Source organism: Streptomyces sp. NPDC055103, from assembly GCF_053607625.1.
Genome location: NZ_JBSGTX010000001.1, coordinates 1 through 20,769 on the forward strand (window position 1 = coordinate 1; position 20,769 = coordinate 20,769).

General features: G+C 70.1%; 26 protein-coding genes and 1 pseudogene. 15 read left to right on the plus strand and 12 right to left on the minus strand.

Going from position 1 to position 20,769, the window contains the following annotated elements; translation table 11 throughout:
- The first annotated feature begins 17 nt into the window (after window positions 1-17).
- The 9 genes from ACWFR1_RS00005 to ACWFR1_RS00045 all read left to right on the plus strand — a co-directional run bounded on the left by ACWFR1_RS00005 (window position 18) and on the right by ACWFR1_RS00045 (window position 8,179).
- Window positions 18-716 (plus strand): winged helix-turn-helix transcriptional regulator, encoded by a 699-nt coding sequence (locus ACWFR1_RS00005; protein ID WP_453544889.1) that lies wholly within the window; start codon window positions 18-20, stop codon window positions 714-716.
- The gene (locus ACWFR1_RS00010) at window positions 713-1,144 is read left to right on the plus strand and encodes a hypothetical protein (protein ID WP_384234150.1); all 432 of its coding nucleotides are present in this window, start codon (window positions 713-715) and stop codon (window positions 1,142-1,144) included. Before ACWFR1_RS00005 ends, ACWFR1_RS00010 begins: the two co-directional genes overlap by 4 nt.
- 60 nt (window positions 1,145-1,204) lie before the next feature.
- Window positions 1,205-2,491, plus strand: a complete 1,287-nt coding sequence (locus ACWFR1_RS00015) for an MFS transporter (protein WP_453544890.1) — start codon at window positions 1,205-1,207, stop codon at window positions 2,489-2,491.
- The gene (locus ACWFR1_RS00020) at window positions 2,488-3,990 is read left to right on the plus strand and encodes an ATP-grasp domain-containing protein (RefSeq protein WP_453544891.1); all 1,503 of its coding nucleotides are present in this window, start codon (window positions 2,488-2,490) and stop codon (window positions 3,988-3,990) included. Before ACWFR1_RS00015 ends, ACWFR1_RS00020 begins: the two co-directional genes overlap by 4 nt.
- Window positions 3,987-4,865, plus strand: coding sequence for a DUF317 domain-containing protein (locus ACWFR1_RS00025; protein ID WP_453544892.1), 879 nt, complete (start codon window positions 3,987-3,989; stop codon window positions 4,863-4,865). Before ACWFR1_RS00020 ends, ACWFR1_RS00025 begins: the two co-directional genes overlap by 4 nt.
- Before the next feature lie 14 nt (window positions 4,866-4,879).
- Entirely contained in the window at window positions 4,880-5,713 is an 834-nt protein-coding gene (locus ACWFR1_RS00030) for a hypothetical protein (RefSeq protein WP_453544893.1), read from the plus strand.
- Window positions 5,714-5,769: 56 nt separating this feature from the next.
- Entirely contained in the window at window positions 5,770-6,780 is a 1,011-nt protein-coding gene (locus tag ACWFR1_RS00035; protein ID WP_453544894.1) for an MSCRAMM family protein, read from the plus strand.
- 251 nt (window positions 6,781-7,031) lie between these two features.
- Complete coding sequence (locus ACWFR1_RS00040; RefSeq protein WP_453544895.1) at window positions 7,032-7,418, plus strand: hypothetical protein; 387 nt, start codon at window positions 7,032-7,034, stop codon at window positions 7,416-7,418.
- 95 nt (window positions 7,419-7,513) lie between these two features.
- Entirely contained in the window at window positions 7,514-8,179 is a 666-nt protein-coding gene (locus ACWFR1_RS00045; protein ID WP_453544896.1) for a hypothetical protein, read from the plus strand.
- Between the two features lie 210 nt (window positions 8,180-8,389).
- On the opposite strand, the gene ACWFR1_RS00050 is transcribed toward ACWFR1_RS00045, so the two are convergent.
- The gene (locus tag ACWFR1_RS00050) at window positions 8,390-8,584 is read right to left on the minus strand and encodes a hypothetical protein (RefSeq protein ID WP_453544897.1); all 195 of its coding nucleotides are present in this window, start codon (window positions 8,582-8,584) and stop codon (window positions 8,390-8,392) included.
- Window positions 8,585-8,730: 146 nt separating this feature from the next.
- Here ACWFR1_RS00050 and ACWFR1_RS00055 point away from each other — a divergent pair, with 146 nt between their 5' ends.
- Window positions 8,731-10,032: an IS256 family transposase gene (locus tag ACWFR1_RS00055; protein ID WP_453544898.1), complete on the plus strand. Its 1,302-nt coding sequence runs from the start codon at window positions 8,731-8,733 to the stop codon at window positions 10,030-10,032.
- Here ACWFR1_RS00055 and ACWFR1_RS00060 read toward each other — a convergent pair.
- Together ACWFR1_RS00060 and ACWFR1_RS00065 are read right to left on the minus strand one after the other, a co-directional pair.
- On the minus strand, window positions 10,016-10,696 hold the full coding sequence (locus ACWFR1_RS00060; RefSeq protein ID WP_453544899.1) for a class I SAM-dependent methyltransferase: 681 nt from the start codon (window positions 10,694-10,696) through the stop codon (window positions 10,016-10,018). The genes ACWFR1_RS00055 and ACWFR1_RS00060 overlap by 17 nt on opposite strands.
- Window positions 10,697-11,365: 669 nt before the next feature.
- Window positions 11,366-12,244 (minus strand): GNAT family N-acetyltransferase, encoded by an 879-nt coding sequence (locus ACWFR1_RS00065; RefSeq protein ID WP_453544900.1) that lies wholly within the window; start codon window positions 12,242-12,244, stop codon window positions 11,366-11,368.
- A 334-nt stretch (window positions 12,245-12,578) separates the two neighbouring features.
- On the opposite strand from ACWFR1_RS00065, the gene ACWFR1_RS00070 reads away from it, so the two are divergent.
- The 3 genes from ACWFR1_RS00070 to ACWFR1_RS00080 all read left to right on the plus strand — a co-directional run bounded on the left by ACWFR1_RS00070 (window position 12,579) and on the right by ACWFR1_RS00080 (window position 14,196).
- A complete protein-coding gene (locus tag ACWFR1_RS00070) occupies window positions 12,579-12,941 on the plus strand; it encodes a DUF317 domain-containing protein (protein ID WP_453544901.1) in 363 nt (120 codons plus the stop codon).
- Between the two features lie 45 nt (window positions 12,942-12,986).
- Window positions 12,987-13,262, plus strand: coding sequence for a hypothetical protein (locus ACWFR1_RS00075; protein WP_453544902.1), 276 nt, complete (start codon window positions 12,987-12,989; stop codon window positions 13,260-13,262).
- A gap of 53 nt (window positions 13,263-13,315) precedes the next feature.
- Window positions 13,316-14,196, plus strand: a protein-coding gene (locus ACWFR1_RS00080; RefSeq protein ID WP_453545379.1) for an IS5 family transposase whose coding sequence is annotated in 2 segments (ribosomal slippage) — window positions 13,316-13,676 and window positions 13,676-14,196 — 882 coding nt in all. Because the reading frame shifts where the segments join, the coding sequence is not laid out codon by codon here.
- A gap of 3 nt (window positions 14,197-14,199) precedes the next feature.
- On the opposite strand, the gene ACWFR1_RS00085 is transcribed toward ACWFR1_RS00080, so the two are convergent.
- A complete protein-coding gene (locus ACWFR1_RS00085; RefSeq protein ID WP_453544903.1) occupies window positions 14,200-14,529 on the minus strand; it encodes a hypothetical protein in 330 nt (109 codons plus the stop codon).
- Between the two features lie 150 nt (window positions 14,530-14,679).
- Here ACWFR1_RS00085 and ACWFR1_RS00090 point away from each other — a divergent pair, with 150 nt between their 5' ends.
- The gene (locus ACWFR1_RS00090; protein WP_453544904.1) at window positions 14,680-15,357 is read left to right on the plus strand and encodes a DUF317 domain-containing protein; all 678 of its coding nucleotides are present in this window, start codon (window positions 14,680-14,682) and stop codon (window positions 15,355-15,357) included.
- 49 nt (window positions 15,358-15,406) lie between these two features.
- The gene (locus ACWFR1_RS00095; RefSeq protein WP_453544905.1) at window positions 15,407-15,628 is read left to right on the plus strand and encodes a hypothetical protein; all 222 of its coding nucleotides are present in this window, start codon (window positions 15,407-15,409) and stop codon (window positions 15,626-15,628) included.
- 104 nt (window positions 15,629-15,732) lie between these two features.
- Here ACWFR1_RS00095 and ACWFR1_RS00100 read toward each other — a convergent pair whose 3' ends face one another.
- The 8 genes and pseudogenes from ACWFR1_RS00100 to ACWFR1_RS00135 all read right to left on the minus strand — a co-directional run.
- Window positions 15,733-15,981: a hypothetical protein gene (locus ACWFR1_RS00100; protein ID WP_453544906.1), complete on the minus strand. Its 249-nt coding sequence runs from the start codon at window positions 15,979-15,981 to the stop codon at window positions 15,733-15,735.
- Complete coding sequence (locus tag ACWFR1_RS00105) at window positions 15,978-16,421, minus strand: hypothetical protein (RefSeq protein ID WP_453544907.1); 444 nt, start codon at window positions 16,419-16,421, stop codon at window positions 15,978-15,980. The genes ACWFR1_RS00100 and ACWFR1_RS00105 overlap by 4 nt, the downstream gene beginning before the upstream one ends.
- 91 nt (window positions 16,422-16,512) lie before the next feature.
- Window positions 16,513-16,749 (minus strand): hypothetical protein, encoded by a 237-nt coding sequence (locus ACWFR1_RS00110; protein WP_453544908.1) that lies wholly within the window; start codon window positions 16,747-16,749, stop codon window positions 16,513-16,515.
- Between the two features lie 300 nt (window positions 16,750-17,049).
- Complete coding sequence (locus ACWFR1_RS00115) at window positions 17,050-17,661, minus strand: hypothetical protein (protein WP_453544909.1); 612 nt, start codon at window positions 17,659-17,661, stop codon at window positions 17,050-17,052.
- 209 nt (window positions 17,662-17,870) lie between these two features.
- Complete coding sequence (locus tag ACWFR1_RS00120; RefSeq protein WP_453544910.1) at window positions 17,871-19,583, minus strand: mobilization protein; 1,713 nt, start codon at window positions 19,581-19,583, stop codon at window positions 17,871-17,873.
- A complete protein-coding gene (locus ACWFR1_RS00125; RefSeq protein WP_453544911.1) occupies window positions 19,580-20,194 on the minus strand; it encodes a plasmid mobilization protein in 615 nt (204 codons plus the stop codon). Before ACWFR1_RS00125 ends, ACWFR1_RS00120 begins: the two co-directional genes overlap by 4 nt.
- 118 nt (window positions 20,195-20,312) lie before the next feature.
- Window positions 20,313-20,504: a hypothetical protein gene (locus ACWFR1_RS00130; protein WP_453544912.1), complete on the minus strand. Its 192-nt coding sequence runs from the start codon at window positions 20,502-20,504 to the stop codon at window positions 20,313-20,315.
- A pseudogene (locus tag ACWFR1_RS00135) lies at window positions 20,501-20,769 on the minus strand (hypothetical protein); the annotation flags it as partial. The gene ACWFR1_RS00130 and the pseudogene ACWFR1_RS00135, both read right to left, overlap by 4 nt.

Consider the following 20,769-nt stretch of genomic DNA (forward strand, 5'->3'; position numbering starts at 1 on the left):
GGGCAACCGCACGGTGAGTGAAGGCTCCCGCCGAAGCGGGAGGTGAGCACGTTCATTCGTACCTTACTGAGCACTCTTATGAGTACGCCGACACCCGCCGGCACGTCGTCTACGCACTCACCGACCACGGCGCCCGGCTGCTGCCCGTACTCGACACCTTCGCCCAGTGGGGGAGCAAGCACCTGGAACGCCCCACCGTGAAGGACCCCGTCACCAAGAAGACGACGTCCCGCCCGGCGGCCAAGGCCGAGGAGATCGAGGACACCCTCTCGCTGATCTCCACACGGCATGCCACCGCGCTCCTTTGGGCGCTGCAGGACCGTGGCGCATCCACCGGCGCGGCCCTCGCCTCCTCCGCCCTGCCCGACGCCCACCCCACGGCCGTCTACTACCCCCTCAGCCACCTCGCGAAGAAGGGCCTCGTAGGCCGGGACCACGAAGGGAAGTTCACGCTCACCGCCGCCGGCCGGGCCCTGACCCCCGCCTACCAGGCGCTTACCGCCTGGGCCACGGGCCGGTCCACTGCCCAGGCGGCCTCGCCCAGGCGGTCGGCCCCTGTGTCCACGCAGGCCGGTCTCGCTGCCACGACCGCGGGAGCCGCGTTGAGGGCGACACCGGTCACTCCTGCCTGGAAGCCCCGCGACCTGTTCTCCCACACGGCGGTTGCTCGGCCGGTCAAGGTGCCGGCGACCCCGGCGGGAGTCGCACGCCGGTGAGCAACACCGCCGAGCCACGGCCGGTGGTTGCCCTGGGGACGAAGACCGCGCGGGATGCGCTGGCCGCCCGCGACCTGGTTCTCGGTTCCCACCCGCCCGGCACCGCGCTCGCCACGCTCGCCGACCTGATTCGCGAGACAGCCGCGAACGTGGACGAGGTACAGCAGAAGTTGCTGCAACGGGCGGACAGTGCCATCCGCCAGCTTCAGTCCGTGACTTTGGGCCGTGACCGGTACCGGCATGGCTCTACCGACGGATTGCTGCAGTTCCTCGGCGTCGAGATCGACACGCTCGTCGCTCGCCGCGGGGAAGGCATCCAGCTTCTCCGGCTGCTCACCACCAGTTACGCCGACCTGAACGGCGCACCCAAGCCACCCCCGGCCCCGGGACCGTCCCGCCTGCCGACGCCCCGCCGTGGCGGGCGGTAGCCCCGTCCTTCTTCACCCGCTCGCAGCGGGTGGGCCGCTTCTCCTTCCCGACGAAAGCACATGACCGACTTTGTGATCGCCGGCCCCCGGCACGCCCTGCTGCCCCAGTTGTCCCTGCTGCGGCGGATCTACCTTCCCCGAACGGCCGACGCCGCTGCGTTCGCGATGTCCACCTACGGCATCCCGCTCATCGTGCTCGCCACCACCCAGTCCGCCACCCTCACCGGCATCGCGTTCGCCCTGGAGTGGGTGCCCCGCCTTGCCGCGTTCTCGCTCGCCGGGCAGGTCGTGGACCGGCACGGCACCAAGCGGGTCTTCCGCATCGCCTCAGTACTGCGTGCCCTGGTGGTCGTGGCCGCCGCCTTCGTCCTGCCCACGCAGATCGGTGGGGTGGGGGCGACGATCACGGTGATGGCGCTCGCCGCCATCACCGGGGTCGTCACGGAGTTCTCCTACATCGCCGCCGAGACCGCGGGCGCCACCGCCAGCAAGGACGCCGGCAACCGCGCCCACCGGGTGCAGTCCGTCCTCCTCGGCATCGACCAGACCGCCACCCTGGCCGGGCCCGCGCTCGCCGGATTCCTCCTGCACTGGGTCGGCGTCACCGGAACCTTGCTGACGATGGCCGCCTGCTCCCTGATGGGAGCGCTGCTCGCGCCCTGGCACCGCGAACCCCGGTTCGTCCCGCCCGCGGCGCCCGCGCTCAGCGGCCTGCGCACCGGCTGGAAGACCCTCGTTTCCCTGCCGGCGCTCGCCTGGCTGATCACCGGCCTGACCGTCTCCAACCTGGCCACCGGGTTCCTGCAGGCCGCGGCCCCGGTCATCGTGGTCCAGCACCTGGGCCAGTCCAGTGCCGCCGTCGGCGTGATCTGGTCCGCAGCCGCCGCCGCGTCCCTTCTCGCGGTCGCTGCCTGCCGCTTCGCCATCGATCGCCTCGGCCTGTGGCCGGCCGGAGCCGTCAGCGCGGCCGTTGCCGCCCTCGCAGGGCTCGCTGTCTCCCAGGCCGGCGACTACACCCAGTTCCTCATCCTGACCGCCGTCCTCATGGCCGGCGAAGGAGGCATGACCGTCGTGCTGCGCACCCTGCGCTCCCACCTCATCCCCGAGCGCGTCTTCGGCGCCACCCTCTCGGTGACCATCCTCGTGATGCTCCTGCCGTTTCCGCTCGCGGGCATCCTCGTCGCCCTCACCCCCGCCACCGCGCTCGGCCACGTGCTGACCGCCTGCGCCGGCCTCCAGGCCGCCGGTCTCACAGCCGCGTTCTGGCGCCTGCGCCGCGAACCCGCCATGCGTGCCACCCGTACCGCCCACCCGGCCCCACAGCCCGGAGCAGCCCAACCTCAATGACCACCACACCCCTGTCGCAGTTCAGCGCCGACCAGGCCCTGTGCGCCGCCTCCCTCGTCCGCGGCCTCACCGACCGCCTCACAGCCCTGCCCGCCGCAGAGGCAACCGGATTCGCCGGCCACCTGCTCGCCCCCGGCGGCCTCGCCACCGACATGCGCCGCCTGCTCGACGCCGCCACCCGCCACACCACCACGCGCGAAGACAAGGACCTCCCCGTGACCGTCGCCCCGACCTCCTCCTCCACGAAGACCACCGGCCGCCTCACGGTCCTGATCGTCGCCCCCGGCGACGAGGTGTACCGCGGCTACTGCCTGGAGCAGGTCGCCGCCGCCTACGACGTCGTCGCCATCAACCCGCAGTCGCTCACCTGGGAGGCCGAGCACGTCGTCGACCACGAGGTCGCCGACCCGCACCAGCTCGATCAGCTCCTGGACGCCGGCCAGAGGCTCGCCGCCCGGCACACCCTCGCGGGCGTCCTGACCTGGAACGAGCCCCTGCTCGTCCACACCGCCCGGCTTGCCGAGCACCTCGGACTGCGTACGAACCCCCCGGCCGTGATGGAGAACTGCCGCAACAAGCACGCCACCCGCAAGCTCCTGGCCGCCCACGGAGTCGCGTCGGCGCGCTCCGGCCGTGTGGCCGACCTGTTGGAGGCCACGATCTTGGCCGAGGACATCGGATACCCGGTCGTCCTCAAGCCCGCCGGCCAGGCCGGGAGCGTCGGCGTCATCCGTGTCGACAACAGCGAAGACCTCGCCCGCGCCTTCGACTTCGCCGCCGAAGGCGCCAGCCTCGCCGGAGGCCAGAACACCGACGTCCTGGTCGAGGAGTACCTCGACGGCCCCGAGATCAGCGTCGAGTGCGTCACCCAGCACGGCCACACCCACGCCGTCGCCGTCACCCGTAAGAAGCTCGGCTTCGAGCCGTACTTCGAGGAGATCGGCCACACCGTTGACGCCACCGACCCGCTGCTCGCCGAGGTCGCCCCGATCGCCACCGCCGCGATCCGCGCCCTCGGCATCGACCACGGCATCCAGCATGTCGAGATGCGCCTCACCCCGTCCGGCCCGCGCATCATCGAGGTCAACGGCCGCATCGGCGGCGACCTCATCGGCCACCTTGTCCGCCTCGCCACCGGCCTCGACCTGCCCCGCATCGCCGCCGACCTCGCCTGCGGCACCACCCCCGACCTGGAGCGCACCCGCCTGCGCGCCGCCGGCGTCACCCTCCTCTACCCGGAGACCTCCGGCAGCCTCACCCACCGCTCCATCGACGAGGACTTCGCAGACCGTACGCCGTGGCTCGACCTCGTCCAGTGGATCGGCCATGTCGGCGACCAGATCGTCCTGCCGCCGGACGGCGACGTCGACGTGGCCCGCGCCGGCCTGTACGTCGTCACCGGCTACGACGCCGCCAAGGTCGAGGAGCGTCTCGCCGAGACCGCGCAGCGCATCACCCTCACTGTCCAGCCCGGCTCGCGGACGGAAGGCGCCGCGTGACGTACACCCCGGAAGGTGACGTCTACGTCTCCCCGCGCTACCTCGCGGGATCCGACTGGTGCGGGGACGCGGCCTTCGTCCCGGTGAACCACTGGCCCACCCTCCACCTGGAGGACGGCCCCTGCCAGATGCTGATCACCTCACCCGACCAGCGCGTCCGCATCGGCTGGTACGGCGACGACTTCGACGTCTACAAGATCTCCGCCAGCGAGGACGCCTCCTCCCCGACCCGCTGGTCAGCGACCTTCAACGACACCTTCCCCGCCGAGATCGTCGCCGCCTTCACCACAGCGCTCGAACGCGACTGGAACGCGCGCAAGGACCAAGACCCCTTCATCGCAACCCCCTCCCCGTACTGGGCGCCACAGGTACAACCGCTGCTCGACGCGGGCTGGACGACCCAGCGACTTCCGGGATCGGTCACCCTCGGCGCCTCCGGCCGTAGCAGCCGCGCCGTCGGCCCCTTCGTCGAGATCACGGCCCCGGACGGCACCGCGGGGGTGTCCATCGACGTCGGCAGCGAAGACCTCGACGCGGAGACGGTCCTGCTGTGGGCTGGACCGTCCGGATGGAACCGAGCCGAAGCCCGATTCACCTCCCGCACACCCGCACGTCTGATCGCGGCCACCGCGAAGGCCCTGCTCGACCCGACTCCGGTCCTGCGCTACCGCGATCAGCTCGCCCCCGAACTCGCCGCCCTGGCGAAGCTCACCCCGCTCACCCCGCCGAAGCCCCCGGCCCTGACCCCGCTCGACATCCAGCGTGCCCAACGCCGGACCCCGGTGATCACCACCCGCAGCGTCCCGCGCTGGAGCACCACCACCCGGCCGCCGGCGCCCGCTTCACCGCCCGCTGGGCGCTCGACGCGCCGCTGACCCAAGGAGCCCTCGTGTCCCTGCACGCCAAGGAGTTCTTCGACAGGCTCGACCTCCCTCTGCCCTTCGGCACCGTCGTCGGCGACGTCTATTACGCCACCCCGACCGACTCGCCGATCCGCCTGCGCATCGAGTTCGCCCACACGATCATGGAGCGTCAGTACGACGGCCTGCGCCTGTCCGTCATCCACGCCGAGCGAGGCAAACTCGAGACCGTCCACCTCCGCTTCGCCGAGCACGGCACGTTCACCCGCCGAGACGCCGCACGCGTGTCCCATGACGGGCGCGGCGTTGTACGCGACTGGCACAAGGACGGCCTGCCCCCTTGGGCCGGTGCCGACCTCACCGGCCTGCGCACCGCGATCGTGGACTTCGTCCAGGTCTGCTGGCCAGCCCTCACCGCCCCCCGGGGCCTCGCCGAACCCGCCCCGTGGGCCGAGCGCTGGCACGAGACGCTCTGGGCGACCGACACCGTCATGCTCACCCGCGTCCACGAAGCGACCCAGGCCGTGCTCAACCTTGCCGAGGGCGGCACCTACGACGACGTGCCCATCACCGACTCCCTGCGCAACGCCCGCTACTTCGTGATGGACATGCTCGGGCTCCCCCTGGACCAGGGAATGCTCGCCGAAGCCGCGGCCGTCACCCAGCTCACCGGCCGTCGCCTCGGCCCCGACACCGCCGACGCCCTCGAACGCATCGCCAGCATGCCGATGGACAAGCAGCGCGCCATCGTCCAAGCGGCATCCCGCCGACACGCGGCCAACGCCACCCCCCTGCGGACGAGCCCGCCTCCCGCACGCCCCGTCCCGGCGGCTGGCCAGACGCCGGCTGCCCGCTCGCACTGACCTCCGCCCCCGAGGCGGTGCCCACCACACACCTGACCGAGGAGAACCACTTCTTCATGCGTGCCACCCGTCGTACCGCGGCCACCGTCGCCGCGACCACCCTGGCGACCAGCTCCCTGATCTGGGCCCCGACAGCCTTCGCCAGCGCACCCGAGATCCCCCCGGGCGCCGTCGAGATCACCAAGAAGGACCCGGACGGCGCCCTGCTCGCCGGAGCCGCGTTCTCCCTCCTCGACACCCTCAACGGCACCAAGGCCCTGACCGGCAAGACGAACGCCGACGGCATCCTGCGCTTCGAGAACGTCCACCCCGGTACCTACCGCCTCAAGGAGACCGACTCCGGCAGCCCCATCCACGACCTGGCACCCGACCAGGACGTCATCATCACCCCCGAGTACACCGCGAAGCTCACCGTCATCGACACCTTCAAGCCCGCCGAACTGCTGGTGAAGAAGACCGACAAGAAGACGGGCAAGCCCCTGGCCGGCGCGGTCATCAGCATCGCCCCCTCCATCGGCCCCGGCAAGGCGATCACCCTGACCACCGGCAAGGACGGTACCGCCACCACCAAGCTCCCGGTCTCCGCCCGCACCGGCACCGCCTACACCGGCACCGAGACCAAGGCCCCCACCGGCTACGAGCTCGACACCAGCCCGGTCAAGATCACCGCCAAGCCTGCCGAGAAGGCCATAGCCACCTTCACCAACACCAAGAAGGACAAGCCCACCCAGCCGCCCACCACCCCGCCGACCACACCCCCGACAACCCCGCCGATCACACCCCCGCCGACCACGCCGCCGGTCACCCCGACGACTCCGCCGACCACGCCACCGACAACCCCGCCGGTCACCCCGACCCCGACCCGATCCACCTCCACCGCACCGGTACCCACGACGGACACCCCGAGCACCCCGCCCTCCAAGGGCTCCCTCGCTCACACCGGGGCCGACTCCAACAGCTGGCTCCTCGCCGTCGGCGGTCTCCTGGTCGCAGCCGGAGGCGGTGCCCTCATCGTGGTGCGGCGGAAGAAGGCCGAAGACGAGGAGGAGAACCCGGCCACCAGCTGACCGGTAGAACGGCCACGAACGGAACATCGCCGAAGGGCCACAGGAAGGCGAGGTGAATTCCTGGGGCCCTTCGCCTGTCTCGACACAGGCCGCCGCCGCGTACCGACGCCACCTGATTCACGCCCACCCCAGCCCGAAGGCCTCGGGAACCCAAGCATCTTGGGTTCCCGGGGCCTTCGGCCTATCCGGCAGAGGCTTCATGGCGCCCGATGCCCTGCGGCAAGCGCCGCGATCCGCCGGAAGGGGGCCTCATGGTCGACCTTCCGCTCCCCGAGTTCCAGGGTGAGGGGGCTGTCACCGGGGCGGCGATCAGCCGGGTGGGACCGGCGGCCGAGGAGGCGATGGACTCGGCCTTCAGCCGCGAGGAGCACACCCTCGGCACGCTCGCCGGCGTACCGGTCCGAGGGCGGTGGACCCGCGGGGGCGTCCTCGGCGAGGCGCGTCACGAGGCACTGCTCGGAGTTCTGGGCGAGCGGGTAGAGGTGGACCGTCGTGCTCAACGCGAGCGGGTGGCCACCCTGACGGGCGATCGGCTCGATACGTTCCTCGACGGCTACCTGCTCACAGCCGTACGTCCGGTCGATGGCCCTCGACCGAGCTGGGACCGGATCAGCGCCGAGCTGCTGGAGCAGTCGTGAGGCCCGTATCCCGCACGTCGGCCGGGAAAGCCAGCTACAGAAGTTTGATCTTGGCGGCTGGTCCGCTGCTCCTGGCGCGTCGCTAGGCTGCAGCGGTGAACGCTCCCGCCCTGCTGCCCGGAGATCCTTCCGAGCTACGTCTGCGCATCTCCTACACCGACGAACTCGGCGACACCCCCCAGGCCGACACCTTGGAACTGTGGGAGGTGGCCATCCTCCAAGAGGAGGCCCAAGTCGGGACCATGACCTTCTACAGGGTGCAGCTCGACCGGGGCATGAACGCGGTCCGGGCCATGGAAGAGGAGTCCGAAGAGCTGTACGAGACCGCCCAGGCCCTGCTGGACCCGAGCACAGGGAGCTTCACCGAGGACGCCAGTGGGTGGCTGCCGTACGTCGGCTCCGCCCTGCTCGTCATGGACGGGGTGACCCTGGACGAGCAGTGGCGCGGTCACGGCCTCGGCGCCATCCTCGCCACGGAGGCGATCCACCGACTCATGGCCGGCTGCCGGGCCGTCGCGTGCTCGCCCGGCGTCACCGACCTCAGCAGCGACCGCCTGAGGAACCAGGCCGAGTGGGACCGGGTGAACGCCAAGATCGCACGAGGATGGGAACGTATCGGGTTCCGCTTCTACCAGGGCACCGTCTATCTCCTCTCCCCGGCCTCGTTGGAGCTGGAGGAGCAGCGAGGGGCAATGCGAGGGCGGCTCGCGGAACTCGGCGCTTCCTGGCGACTCGCGCAAGCCCGCCGCACGTCGTCCTGACCAGCGAGCTGCTCGGGCCTGCGGATTACGCGACTGAGAGCGGACCTCTCTTGTCCGTTGACACCGAACCCAGTCGTTTTGCCATCGAACCGAGTCGTGCCGCATCTGACGTGCCCAGCACCACGAAAGGAAAGAGGGCCGACGGCAAGCCGTTGGCCCTCTGGTCTACCCCACAGTGCAGATCGTCAGCCGCCGAGAGTCCCATGCACGTCATGCACCGGCTCGTCGCCCGCAGCTGCGCGTTCCCCCCAATGGCGACGGCTCGGTGATGGCGAGAATGTGGGCGGAGGCGTCGGTGAGGGCCGCGTGCGGTTCCGCGATGCGCGCCGCTGCGAGGGCCGCTTCGTACACTTCCGTGCCCATGAGGTTGGCGCCGGTGTACTTCTCGATGGCCTTGACCGCCACCCAGCCGGGTCCTTCGATTCCGTAGAGGCTGGGATCGGCAAGACCGGCCTCCGTGACCTCCGCGTGCGGGACTGTCCTGAAGTTTGTGTATGCCCCGGTGTGACCCGTCTGGCATGAGATGTGGTCTCTGCCGGGAAGGATCACGGATGGGCACCATGGACGAGCGTCCCCGCGAGAGTTCGAGCATCGTACGCACGGGGGCCGAGTTGGCGAGACTGACCGAGCTGGACCGCGAGCTGGCCGAGCAGCTGATCAACCGGGCCCGCAGCGAGGGACTCAACCTGGTCGGGGAGAACGGCCTGCTCAAGGGACTGGTGAAGCTGGTCCTGGAAGGCGCCTTGGAGGCCGAGATGACCGAGCACCTCGGCTACGAGAAGGGCGACAAGGCCGGGGCAGGCACGGGCAACAGTCGCAACGGCACGTCACGCAAGCGAGTACTGACCGACGTCGGCGCTGTGGAGATCGACGTTCCCCGGGACCGGGCCGGCTCGTTCAGTCCGGCTATCGTGCCCAAGCACGCGCGGCGGGTGGAGGGCTTCGACGAGGCGATCCTGTCGCTCTACGCCAAGGGCCTGACCACCGGTGAGATCCAGGCCCACCTGGCGGAGATCTACGACGTGGACGTCTCACGTGACCTGATCTCGCGGGCCACGGACAAGGTCACCGAGGAGCTCGACGCCTGGCGCCAGCGACCGCTCGACCGGGTCTACGCGGTCGTGATGATCGACGCGATCGTGCTGAAGATCCGTGACGGCGCGGTCGCCAACCGCCCCGTCTACATCGCCGTCGGGATCAATCTCGAAGGCGAGCGTGACGTGCTGGGCATGTGGGTAGGCTCCGGCGGCGAGGGCGCCAAGACCTGGATGGCGTGGCTGGCGGAGCTGAAGAACCGCGGCGTCGAGGACGTCCTGATCGCCTGCTGCGACGGCCTGAAGGGCCTGCCGGACTCGATCCAGAACATCTGGCCCCTCGCGGACATCCAGCTCTGCGTGGTCCACATGGTCCGCGCCAGTCTCAAGTACGCCTCGACCAAGCACTGGTCGCAGATCGCGAAGGAACTCCGCCAGGTCTACACGGCGGCCACCGTCGACGCCGCCGAGGCCAGGTTCGCCGAGTTCGAGGAGGTCTGGGGAGCCCGCTACCCGGCCCTGATCGGGGTCTGGCGCCGCAGCTGGGAACACTTCGTGATGTTCCTGCGGTTCCCGCCCGAGATCCGCAAGATCGTCTACACGACCAACATGATCGAGTCCCTCAACTCCCGCTTCCGGCAGGCCACCCGCCGCCGGGGACACTTCCCGAACGAGGAAGCCGCCCTCAAGGTCCTCTACCTCGTCATCCGGGACCGCCAGCCCAACCGGCGCAACCCCACCGGCCGCACCTACAACTGGAAGGAAGCGATCAACACCCTCGCCGGCTTCTACGGCGACCGCGTCATCGACAACCAGTAACACCCGAACAAACCCAGGAAGCGTCAACACCAGGGCTTACACGAAAAACAAGACACTCCCCCGCGTGCAGCTCGGCGGAGGTCTGGAAGTAGGCGACGGTGAAGCCGCGCTGTCCGGCGTAGCGGCCCTGGGCCAGGGTGTCGCGGACCCCGTCCTGGATCGCGGACTCGGTGATACCGGTGGTCGCGATGTAGTCGAGGAGGGGCGAATAGCGGGAGATCGCCGCCGCGGCGATGAGTCCGCCAGGCCGGGCCACGCGGGCCGCCTCCGTCAGCGCGGAGATCCGGTCGGTCTTGTCGTGGAGGTGGTAGAGCGGGCCGAGAAGCAAAACCACGTCGTACGTCCTGGCCGCGGCGGTGAGGCGGCGGGCGTCGCCCAGCTCGGCCGTCACGCCGTCGATGGCGGCTGCCTGGGTGACGTGCTTGGGGACGGGGTCCACGACGTGCACCGTGTAGCCGTCGTCGGCCAACCACCGGGCGTGCGTTCCGGGACCACCGCCGACATCGAGCACGCGGGCCGGTGCTGGCGGGAGGTGGCGGCGCAGTAACTCGCGGGTGCGCGTGAACTCCAGGGTGCCTGTGGCGGTGGTCTGCAGCCGTGCGGCTTCGTCGGACCGGGTGTAGAAGTCGATGATCTCCGGGCGCACGGCGGGGTTGCTCGTCATCGGGGTGTCCTCCTCAAGAGGGGTTGTCGGTGTCCGGCAGGGTAGGGGAGACAAGGAAGTGATCACTTTGATTTTCGGAGCCCTGTGACGGTCGGCCCCCACCGCCGCTACCACCGTGCCCGGCTCATTCTGACCAGGGCAGGGCCACGCATTCAGTCCTGGATGCGCGGTTGTGGAATCGCGGCTGGTCGTCGCACACCAAGCCGACGAGGGAGCAACTACCGGGGCCAGTGGGTACAGGGTGGCAAGAAGCGCACGTCGGCGGTGAGCTACGACCTGCCCAGCACGTAGGGCCGCAAGAGGACGCTGGAGGCGGAGGGCACCGCCACGGACATCAACATCGTGAAGGTGCAGCCCGGCCAGTAGGTGCCGGCATCCAGTGAGTGGGCGGTCACGTGGTTGTCCGACGGGCGCTGCTCCGGCTGAAGAACGAGGGGACCCTTGCCCACCGCCCGGGCCGCTCGTCACTGCGTGGATGGTCTCGGCGGTTCAGGTGCTCCTGCGCGGCCGTTCGCTGGCTTCGCAAGCCCGTCTGGCGAGCACGATGAGCTCGTCGGCCAGTGTCCTGCGCCGCATGTTCGTTGAAGAAGTACAGCGAGGTGTCGGTGGCGAAGTCCCCTGATGGCAGGGGCGTTCGCTGCGCTGACGTCACGGAACCCTCAGAGTCCTTCAACGAATTTCCGGCCCGGCGCATGAGAAGTCGTACACCGTGAAGTCGGTAACCGGGCGGTAGCCGATCCGCTGGTAGAGACCGTTGCTGGTGGGGTTGGCCAGGTCCGCGAACAGTAGGACCTCCGCCGCGCCTGCGGCCAGCGCGGCCCTACTCACCTCGACCGTCGCGGCGCCCGCGTAACCGCGGCCGCGTAGGTGGGCCGGGGTGTAGACGGGGGCCACCCGGACCTGGCCGGCGACCATAGGGGTCACGCCTGCCATGGAGGCGGGGGTGCCGTCCGGGGTTTCCCAGAGCGTGACGCGTCCTTGGGCGATGCGTGTATCCGCCCATGAGCTGTTGTCCGCAGCAGGGGTTCCTCCGATGGCGGTGATGAACTCGCGGTGCCAGAGAATGAGTTGCTCACGGTCCTGCTCGCCCGCGACTCGGTTTCGGCCCTCCGGGAGTGGCTCCGGTCGTGTGAGCGTGCCAAGGCGGTACAGGCGCTCCCGCTCGTGCAGCGTCGGCGTCGCGCCCGTGTGCCGCGCCCAGGCATCGGCGAAGGCGGTGGCGGTGTTGTGGTCCGCATTGACGCCAGAGAGGCGGTGGCCGAGGCGGGCCAGGTGGGCGGCGAGGGTGTCAGCCTCCCCGAGGGTGAGCGGGGTGAGGTACGGGCGGCGAGGCGGGGTGCGGAAGAAGGCCGCGCGGACCTCGCCCGCCCGCTCAAGGCTGCCGAAGATGGGGGCTTCGGCGCCGTATGCGTCCGCCCCGCGCGAACGCAGTGCCTCGGTCACCGTCAGCGGGACCGTGTGCAGGGCAGGGCGCGAGCGCAGGAAGTCTCCGGCTCGGGTAAGAAAGCCGTCGAGGTCTTCGGTGAGGTGCCAGCCATCCGGACGCATGCCTCATGATCCCTCGTGCTGTTGGCGTGCGCCCGCCGTTTTTCGCTGGGGCGAGGCGGCGGGGCCGAGTAGATCAGACACCGCCCGCAGCACGGGGAGGTCGGGAGCAGTCCGCCGTCCCGAGGTGGGATCGTGAGCGGCCCAGTCGATGGTGTCCTTTGACAGGGAAGCTAGTCGCCACAGGTCATGGCGCTGCCACCGACTAACTTCACTGTCAAAGGACAGTTCGCCGGAGGCAGACGGGAAGGATCGCGAAAGGACTGGTGGAGCGGGGGCAAGGGATGTCAACGTGGACCCCTTCCCGAAAAGCGCCAGGTCAGAGAGGTGATTGCCCATGACCGTAGATGCTGCGAGGCGGGGCTCTTCTACCACCGTCGCCGCGCTGCGGCTGCGCACGTGGCTGCTCGGCCCGGGCCAGCCGATGGACGTGGTCGACCTGTTCACCGATGCCGACTTCAAGGTCGTCGTCGATGACCGCGCCGATGTCCACATCGCCAGCAAGGACGGCCGGTTCTACCTCGGCTGGTTCCCCGACGGACGGCCCGGCACCGGCGGCGAGGGCTGGAAGCTCGCTGTCACTGGCACCGCCGACGTCCCCGGCTACTCCGTCTGCTTCGACAAGGAGACCCCAGCCGACGTGGTGGCCGCAGCGATCACGCGAATCCTGGCCACGTCCAGCCGCGTCGTCGTCGCCTGACGGCGACACACCCACAGTCCAGCTCTCTCACGTATGGAGGCCCCAGTGTCCTCGGACTTCACCGCAGGCGATCTCATCGCCCGACTCTCCTCGGTCGACCCCGACACCCCCGTACGGCTCGCCATCAACCCCTTCTTTCCGCTGGAGCACACCATTGCCGATGTCCTCGGCACGACCGACGCGCTCGGCAACGCCGTGTTCTACGTCGTGGAGAGCGGAGAGCAGCTCGGTCCCGTATCGCCGACCGTGACCGTCGGCGCCGGCTGGCACGAGCCGACCGAGGCCCCGCGCCGTAGTCGCGGCGCCGTAGCCGCGCACTAGGCACTGTCCGGCGGATCATGTGACTGTCGGGCTGCTGGCTCGTTGTGTCGGGCATGGGGCGGGGTGATCTGACGAATGCTGAGTGGGTCCGGCTGGAGCCGCACTTGCCGGAGTCGGGACGGCGTGGCGGCCGGTGGAACGATCACCGCAAGGTGATCAATGGGATCCTGTTCCGAGTGCGAACGGGCATACCGTGGCGGGACCTTCCCGAGCGTTTCGGCAGTTGGAAGACCGTCTATGAGCGGCATCGGCGCTGGTCGGCGGATGGCACGTGGGACCGGATTCTGCGTGCCGTCCAGGCCGATGCCGACCTTGGGGGCCGGATCGACTGGAGCATGGTGAGCGTCGACTCGACGTCATGCCGTGCCCATCAGCACGCGGCCGGGGCCCGCAAGAAGAAGCCGCGTGTCCCGAAAAAAGGACAACGCCCCGGCACCACCGCCCTGACGAAGGGCTCGGACGGTCGCGGGGCGGCCTGACCTGCAAGATCCACCTCGCGGGCGAAGGCGGCTGCCGGCCGCTGGCGTTCTTGGTCACGCCGGGCCAGTGGGGCGACGCACCGCAGATGATCGAGGTCCTCGAACGCGTCCGCGTTCCCCGCCCTCAGGGCGGTCGTCCTCGGACCCGGCCGGGCCATCTGGGCGGCGACAAGGCATACAGCTCACGCCGCAACCGCAGCTACCTGCGAAGACGCCAGATCAAGCACACCATCCCCGAACCGAAGGACCAGCGGGCCAACCGCAAACGACGCGGCAGCAAGGGAGGTCGGCCCACCGGCTTCGACACCGCGATCTACAAACGACGCAACGAGGTCGAGCGGACGATCAACCGGCTCAAGAACTCCCGGGCCGTCGCCACCCGCTACGACAAGAGGGCCTACGTCTTCCACGGCACCGTCAGCGCCGCAGCGATCCGGCTATGGCTCCGTTCCTGACCGTCAACCTTGGAAGATCTCCCAGGTTGTGCCGGAAGCCTCATCCCGGGTCGCGAGGTGTCCCAGCGGCAGAGCCGGCAGGCTGGCCAATGAGGGATCACGCTCCAGCAGGTGAGCTGCGTGAATGAGCCGCGGCCGCCCGAACCAGCGTGGCTCCGCGGCCGAGAACGCCTGCCAGTCTCCGTCCTCATCGAGGTGCACACGCACGACCGGCCGTCCGCGATACACACGCTTGGACACGAAAACAGGGTCATCAGGAGAGAGAGCTTGCACCGGGCCACAAGCTTCGTGCGCGCCGCTTTCCATCTTCCCTCCCTGGTTGAAGAGCCCCATCTCAGCACAGCACTGGGACACGAGTGCACCGGGGCTGTTCAAGAGGTGGCTTCCCTAGATCCGCCGGACAGTGCCTAGTCCCACCCCACTCGCCTGGAGGCGCCCCTGCACCCGCATCATCCCCTTTACCCTTCCCGCCCCGAGTACTGGGTGCGACCGCGTCACCTGGCCGGCGACGACGACGAACTCGCCGACCGTGTCGCCGGCACGCTCATGGAGGCCGGCTGGACGACGTGGACAACGGCCCGCAGCACGCTGCTGCACCTCAGCCCCCGCGGACTCGCCGGCGCCGAGTGGGTCCGCGGCTCCCACGACTTCCTCCTCGGGGAACTACCGGTCGCCTGGCACATCTCCGCCCGAACCCACGCGAGCAATGCCGTGATGGAGTGGAACGCCTACTTCACCACCGGCACGCCCCCCGAGGCGATCGGTGACTTTCTCCTCGCCGTCGAGGCGCGCACCGACCCGGCCGTCAACTACGCCAGCGGCGACGCCGTCCTCGATGCCCTCTGCGTGCTCGGGTGGGCCCGTGACCTCGACACTCCCCACAGCCGTGTCTGGGACCCCAGCATGTCCGCCGGCTTCGCCTGGGCGGAGCTGCCCGAGCTGGTGCGCGACGGCGACCCGCGCCCGGACCTGTACGGCTGGCAGGCGTGGGCCGAGCCCGCGATCGGCGAGCCCTACCAGTGGACCGCAGCCTTCAGCGCCAGCGTCCCTCACGACCTCGTCGCCGTCTTCGCCGCCTCGCTCGCCTCGCCCATCCCGGTGCTGCGCCGTAACCCGCCCGAGAACGCGGACGGCCGCCTCTTCGTCACGCCGGCACAGTGACCAGCTGGTTCGCTGCCAGCCCGCCCCCACCACTCTGTAGGAGGTCCTCGTGTCCCGCCGCCTTCCCCGCCTGAGCGCCCACCACCCCGACGGCACTCGCTGTCCCACGACCGGACCGAACCGGCACCTGGTCTCGACGAGCGGGAAGCCCCGCACGCCGCAGTGCACCGGCAGGGACCGCTGGGACGCGGTCTGCCCCTGCGGCTGGACGTACTCCGCCACGGCGAAGGTGATCACCGAAGGCGAGCGCCGCCGCCACACCTGCCCGTGATCACTCGTACGGCACCGTCCGCGCCGGTCGCGGGTGGTGAACGAGGCCGGCCCCTGGCTCCGATTTCGGAGTCAGGGGCCGCTTTCGTATGTCCAGGAGCAGGGTCAGCCGCGTGCCTTGTCGACCGTGCGGTTCAGATGCGTGTCGACGAGGGCGGGCGAACCGGAGACGACGACGAGCACGGAACCCGCGCGGACGGCGGTCTGCTTCATCACAGTGTCCCGTCCGCCGGCGGTGAAGGTGAGCAGCTGGCTCCACGCTTCGTCGCCCAGGGCGGGCGCCGGCAGCTTCTGCGTGGCGACCGCGATCGGCGTGTCGCCGACGACGACCTGGTACAGCGGGCAGGCGGTCATGGCTTCGAAGACGGTCTTCGTGCCGGGGCCGAGCTTGTCCTCGTGTCGCTGTACAGCTCCTCGGCCACCTCCGAGCTCGTACCGCGGGTGTAGGAGAAGGTGATCTTCGCGCTGTTGGGGAAGTTCAGGCTCCCGCCGGCTGCGGCGTCGCCGCCGAGCTTCTCCAGGGCGGGGCAGCCGATCACGGTGACGTCGTCCCGGCTGCTGCCGGTCTGCGGCTTGCGGGTGTAGCCCTGGCCGAGGTCGGCCTCGTCCAGCAGACGCTCGGCCAGCGCCGCCGAAGTGAGCGGCGCGGCGGGCTTTGCGGCCGGGGTCGTCTGGACCGCGGCGGTGGGGGAGGAGCCGGGGTCTCCGGCGGCGGCCTTGCCGCCGGAGCAGCCGGAGATGGTGAGCGCGGCGAGGACGGCGGCGGACAGGGCGGTGGAGGCGGAACGGTGCACGGGGACCCCTTTGATGGTCGGGAGCGGGCTGACGGGGCCGGACCTGCGAGGGGTTCTCCTCCGGCGATATCGGCGGGACAGGGGGGTCGGGTCAGTGGCCGAGGTGCCGCAGGCCGTCCTCGTAGGAGTCGTGCTGGTGTGTGATCGGGCCGCTGTGCTGGCCGTACCAGGCGGTGTCGAGGCGGGCCTCGTGCTGCTCGTGCCCGGAAGGGCAGCGCAGCCACACTGCGTCGCGGATGTTGATCACGATCCAGTTGCGGTACGCGCCGCACCCGCCGCACGTCTGTACCTGCCCGTCGATCACGAGCGGCTGCGGGTGAGGCATCATCAGCCCCGCTACCTGCCCTCGGGCCTGAGCAGCAGGATCGAGCGGGGGTTCGACGTGCGTCGCGCTCAAGGCTTCCGCCAACTGCCACGCCTCACGGTGCTGCCGGGCCATACGCCTGCGTCCGAGCACGGTTCCCCCTCCTGCTGGTCTCCCACGAGCAGGCAGGATCGTGCCCAGAAACGTTCCCCCGCTTCAACTCTGGAATATGTCAATGTCACCTCTGTCGACGCGCGCTCCTTCCCCGTTTCGGCGACTCAGGACGACTTGCTCCACCAGTCGGCCCGGTCCAGGCCGTTTGCATCACGTCCCGGCGGTACGGGTTCCGCCCTGGGTGGCCTGTGTGGCGGCGAGCAGGAAGTGCGTGAAGGGCACGGCGCGCTCGTAGTCGATCACGGCCGTCGCGGGTGACCCCAGGCCGTTGGGTTCGACACCCGCGGGCAGCTCGGGGATGCCAGAGGCGAAGAAGCCGCCGGATCCCCCGCCCTTCCTGACGTGCGAGAACTGGATCTCCGGCGCGGCCAGCGGCCAGCTCTGCTCAGTCGTCATGGCGGGCGAGAACAAGAAACTGTTGAAGAAGCCCGTGTGGCTCTCGCGATCGGAGCCGGTCCGCGTGTGCAGCTGCATCGCGCGGAGCCGCGGCTGGAAGAGAGCGTTTCCGCGCCCGGGGTCAGCATGGCCGAGGTACACCCGGAAGAAGTCCCACAGGCGGTGGAACTCGTCCGTGTTGAAACTGCCGGCGTACAGGGGAGCGGTGCCCTCGCGACGAAGCCGGGAGCGGTGCTCGTCGACCTGCCGACCGACCATTCCCCGGCACCAAAGCTGAACACCGTTGCCCCAGGCATGGGCGAATACGAACTCGCCGCCGTCGTAGACGGGAAGGGTGAAGTGCTGCTGCTGAGGGAGAGCGCTCATGAAGGAACTCCGCTTCGTCGATGGGGGCGTTGCGTACGCAGGGCAAGCCCTGGTCGGCAGAGGGCTGCAGCCCCGCGATGCGGGGACGAAGGGAGTCCGACAGATATCTCCAGCCGGAGACTACCTAACAGGGCGCCGTGAAACAGGGGCGTCACGGATCTCGCCCGGAAATTAGGAGAGCCCGACCCCGGTGAGATGGGACGGAACGACTACTGGCGCCCGGACCGGGGACGCTCCCGTCCTCGGCGTGCGGCGGGCGACGGCGTGGGGCCCGTGAGCGTGAGTGAAGGGGCTTCGGCCGAATCGGCGGGCAAGCCCGCAGCGCGTCGCAGTCGCCAGACGAGGACGTCGCTGATCGACTCCGCGGTGCCCAGCTCCCGGCGCCCGGCGGCGTCGGCGAGCAGACTGGCGGGATCGTGGCCGGCGGCCTCGGCGTCTGTGAGGGTGGCGGCGAGGGCCGGCCACCCCGGCTCGGCCAGGATCTGCTCGGCGAGCTCGGGGATCGCCTCACGTATGGCGGCGGACTGCCGCTGCATCAGGGGACGGCTCAGTTGCCTGCCGCGTTGGTGCAGTACGGCAAGCGGGTACTCGGCAGCGGCGCGGTAAGCGGCACGCAGGTGCTCGGCTGCCCGCTGGGCGGCCTCGGCCTGCTGGGCATGCCCCTTCCTGGCGTGCCAGTGGGCTGTGGTGACAATCAGAAAGAACAGCATGTCGATCGCCATGGCCGTGGTGGCGCCGTCCTCTCCGCGGCCGAAGGCCGGTCCGCCGTGGACGAGGTCGCGGGCGGCCTGCCGCAGCGCTTGGTCGCGGCCTCGAACCGCGCGGACGTGGGAGCGGGAGGCCCGCTCGAATGCCCAGGCAGCCTCTCGCAGTTCCCGCCGGGTATGTGCAGCGGAGGTCTTGGCGAGCGCATCGAGCACCTCTCCCGCGGCGGCGATGTACGCAGAGGCAACTGCGTCGTCTCCCTGCTCGATGACCAGGACGGCCTGCCAGGCCGCAGCCGCCGTCCGTCGGCGCGCGGCGGCCGGCGTTCCTGGCCCCGAGGGCCTTGGTGCCTCGACCGCGATGTTGCCTCGTCCGGGGCTAATTGCGGACCAGCGTTCACGGATGCGGGGCAGGGACAGGTCGGGGGCGAGGCGGGCGCCGGGGTAGTAGACGGGCTCGCCGTCCTTGTTGCGGTCGTCGGGCAGGGCGACCTTGTAGCCGAGGAGATCTCCGGACGGTGCGATGCGCTTCTGGACCAGGAGGCCGGCGGCGCCCAGGCGGTCGAAGAACTCCTCGTCGCTGGTCGCGCCGGCCACGGCCCGTCGTACGGTCTCGCGGAGTTCCTCGCGGGCGGTGCGCTCGCGGCCCTGGCGCTCGGCCTTGTGCCGCTCCGCGCTGGTGGGGCGCTGGGCGGCGGTGCCGTCGCCGGGTGCGACCTGGTGCAGGCCGAGCTCCTTCTCGATGAGTCGGGCCTCGGCCTGGGCGCGTTTGCCGGAGCGGAAGTCGTCGGGGCTGCTGCCGTCTTCGCAGACGAGGGTGGCGACGATGTGGATGTGGTCGTCCGCGTGCCGTACGGCGGCCCAGCGACATCCGGGCTGCCCCTCGCCGGGGTCGATCCCGGTGGCGGCGACGATCCGGCGGGCGACCTCGGCCCACTCCTCGTCGGACAGCGTCCGGTCGCCGGGCGCGGCGCGTACGGAGGTGTGCCAGACGTGCTTGGCGGGCCGGGCATGCTTGGGCAGCGCCTGGACGGGCTGGTCCAGGAGCTGCTGGAGGTCCTTCAGCGTGGCGTACGGGTCGCGGCCGGGGTCGGGGGCCATGCCGTCGAACGATGCGACGAGGTGCGGGTCGACGTGTTCCTCGTGCTTGCCGGGGCCGTAGAGGTAGGCGAGCAGGCCGATGGTCCGGTCGCCGGGCTCGTTGACGCTCGGGATCATGCCGCCTGCTGCCGGTCGAGAACTGCGGTCGCGGCAGCGTGGACCGCTTCGGCCGCGCGTCGCACGGCCGTGAGGGTTGTCTGCAGCTGAGGTGCGTCCGTGCCGGAGTTGAGAGCCTTCACGGCCTGGTTGAGGTTGCTTCCGGCCCAGCCGAGCTTGCGCCGGCTGTCGAACAGGGCGGTGATCACTTCACGGTCATCGGCGATCTCGGCGCTCGTACGATCGAGGTCGCGGGCGGCGGCGAGCGCGGCACGGGCGAGGAAGCCGGCGACGGAAAGGTTGCATGTGGCGGCGGCGGAGACGATCAGCGCGTACTCGTCTTCGTTGAAACGGGTGTTGGGCTGGCGCAGACGCTTCTTCGCGGGCGGCTGACGGGGACGCTGGCGCGCACGGCGCTCGCGGCGGCGGGGCTTCGGCTTCTGCTCTTCCCCCGGCTTCGATCCGCCCTCGGTCGAAGCCTCCGGGACCTGCGCCCCCTGGTGCAGGTCCTCTCCCGCCCCTTCGGGTGCGGGTTCGGCGGAAGCTACGCTTCCGCCCCAACTTGCTCCTCGTGAGACCGAGTTGGAGGTCTGCTGCTTGCCGGTAGGGATGGGGGTGTTCTGCTCGTTCATCACGGTGTTCGGGTCCTTGAATCGGGGAAGAGCGGGGCCGCTCCGGTCGCAACGTCGGAGCGGCTGGGCGGAGCCGAGCGGCCCGGCGGGACGCCGGACCATCGGCCCGTCGCCAGGGCTATCCGCATTCGAGGCAGCGTGCGACGTGCCCGGACAGGTCCTTCGCCATGCGGTGCTTGCTGCCCTTGGCCAGGCCCGTGCTGCCCTTTGCCGTCGGCGAGCCCCGGTGCCGGGTCGCATAGTTGAGCAGGTACGTGGTCTCCTGCGTGTACTTGGCCTGGATTCGGACGAACTCCCGGCAGGTCTTCATCGAGCGCTCCTCGCGGTCGTGGGCTGCGGCGTACGCAGGCGGGCCAGAACCGGGGTCAACCGGTCGTTTCGGATGGGGATCTTGTGTTCGCGCATGATCCCTCGGAGCTGGACGCGGGTGACGGCTTCGTTGCCGTCCCGCTTCAAGACGCCGGTGAGGTGGGGGCGGACCAGCTCGACGATCTCGTCCTCGGTCAGCCGGGGGGCACGGGGCCGCCGGCCCTTCGGACCCGCAGACGGTTCCTGGTCCCCGTCGGTGTCGGGAC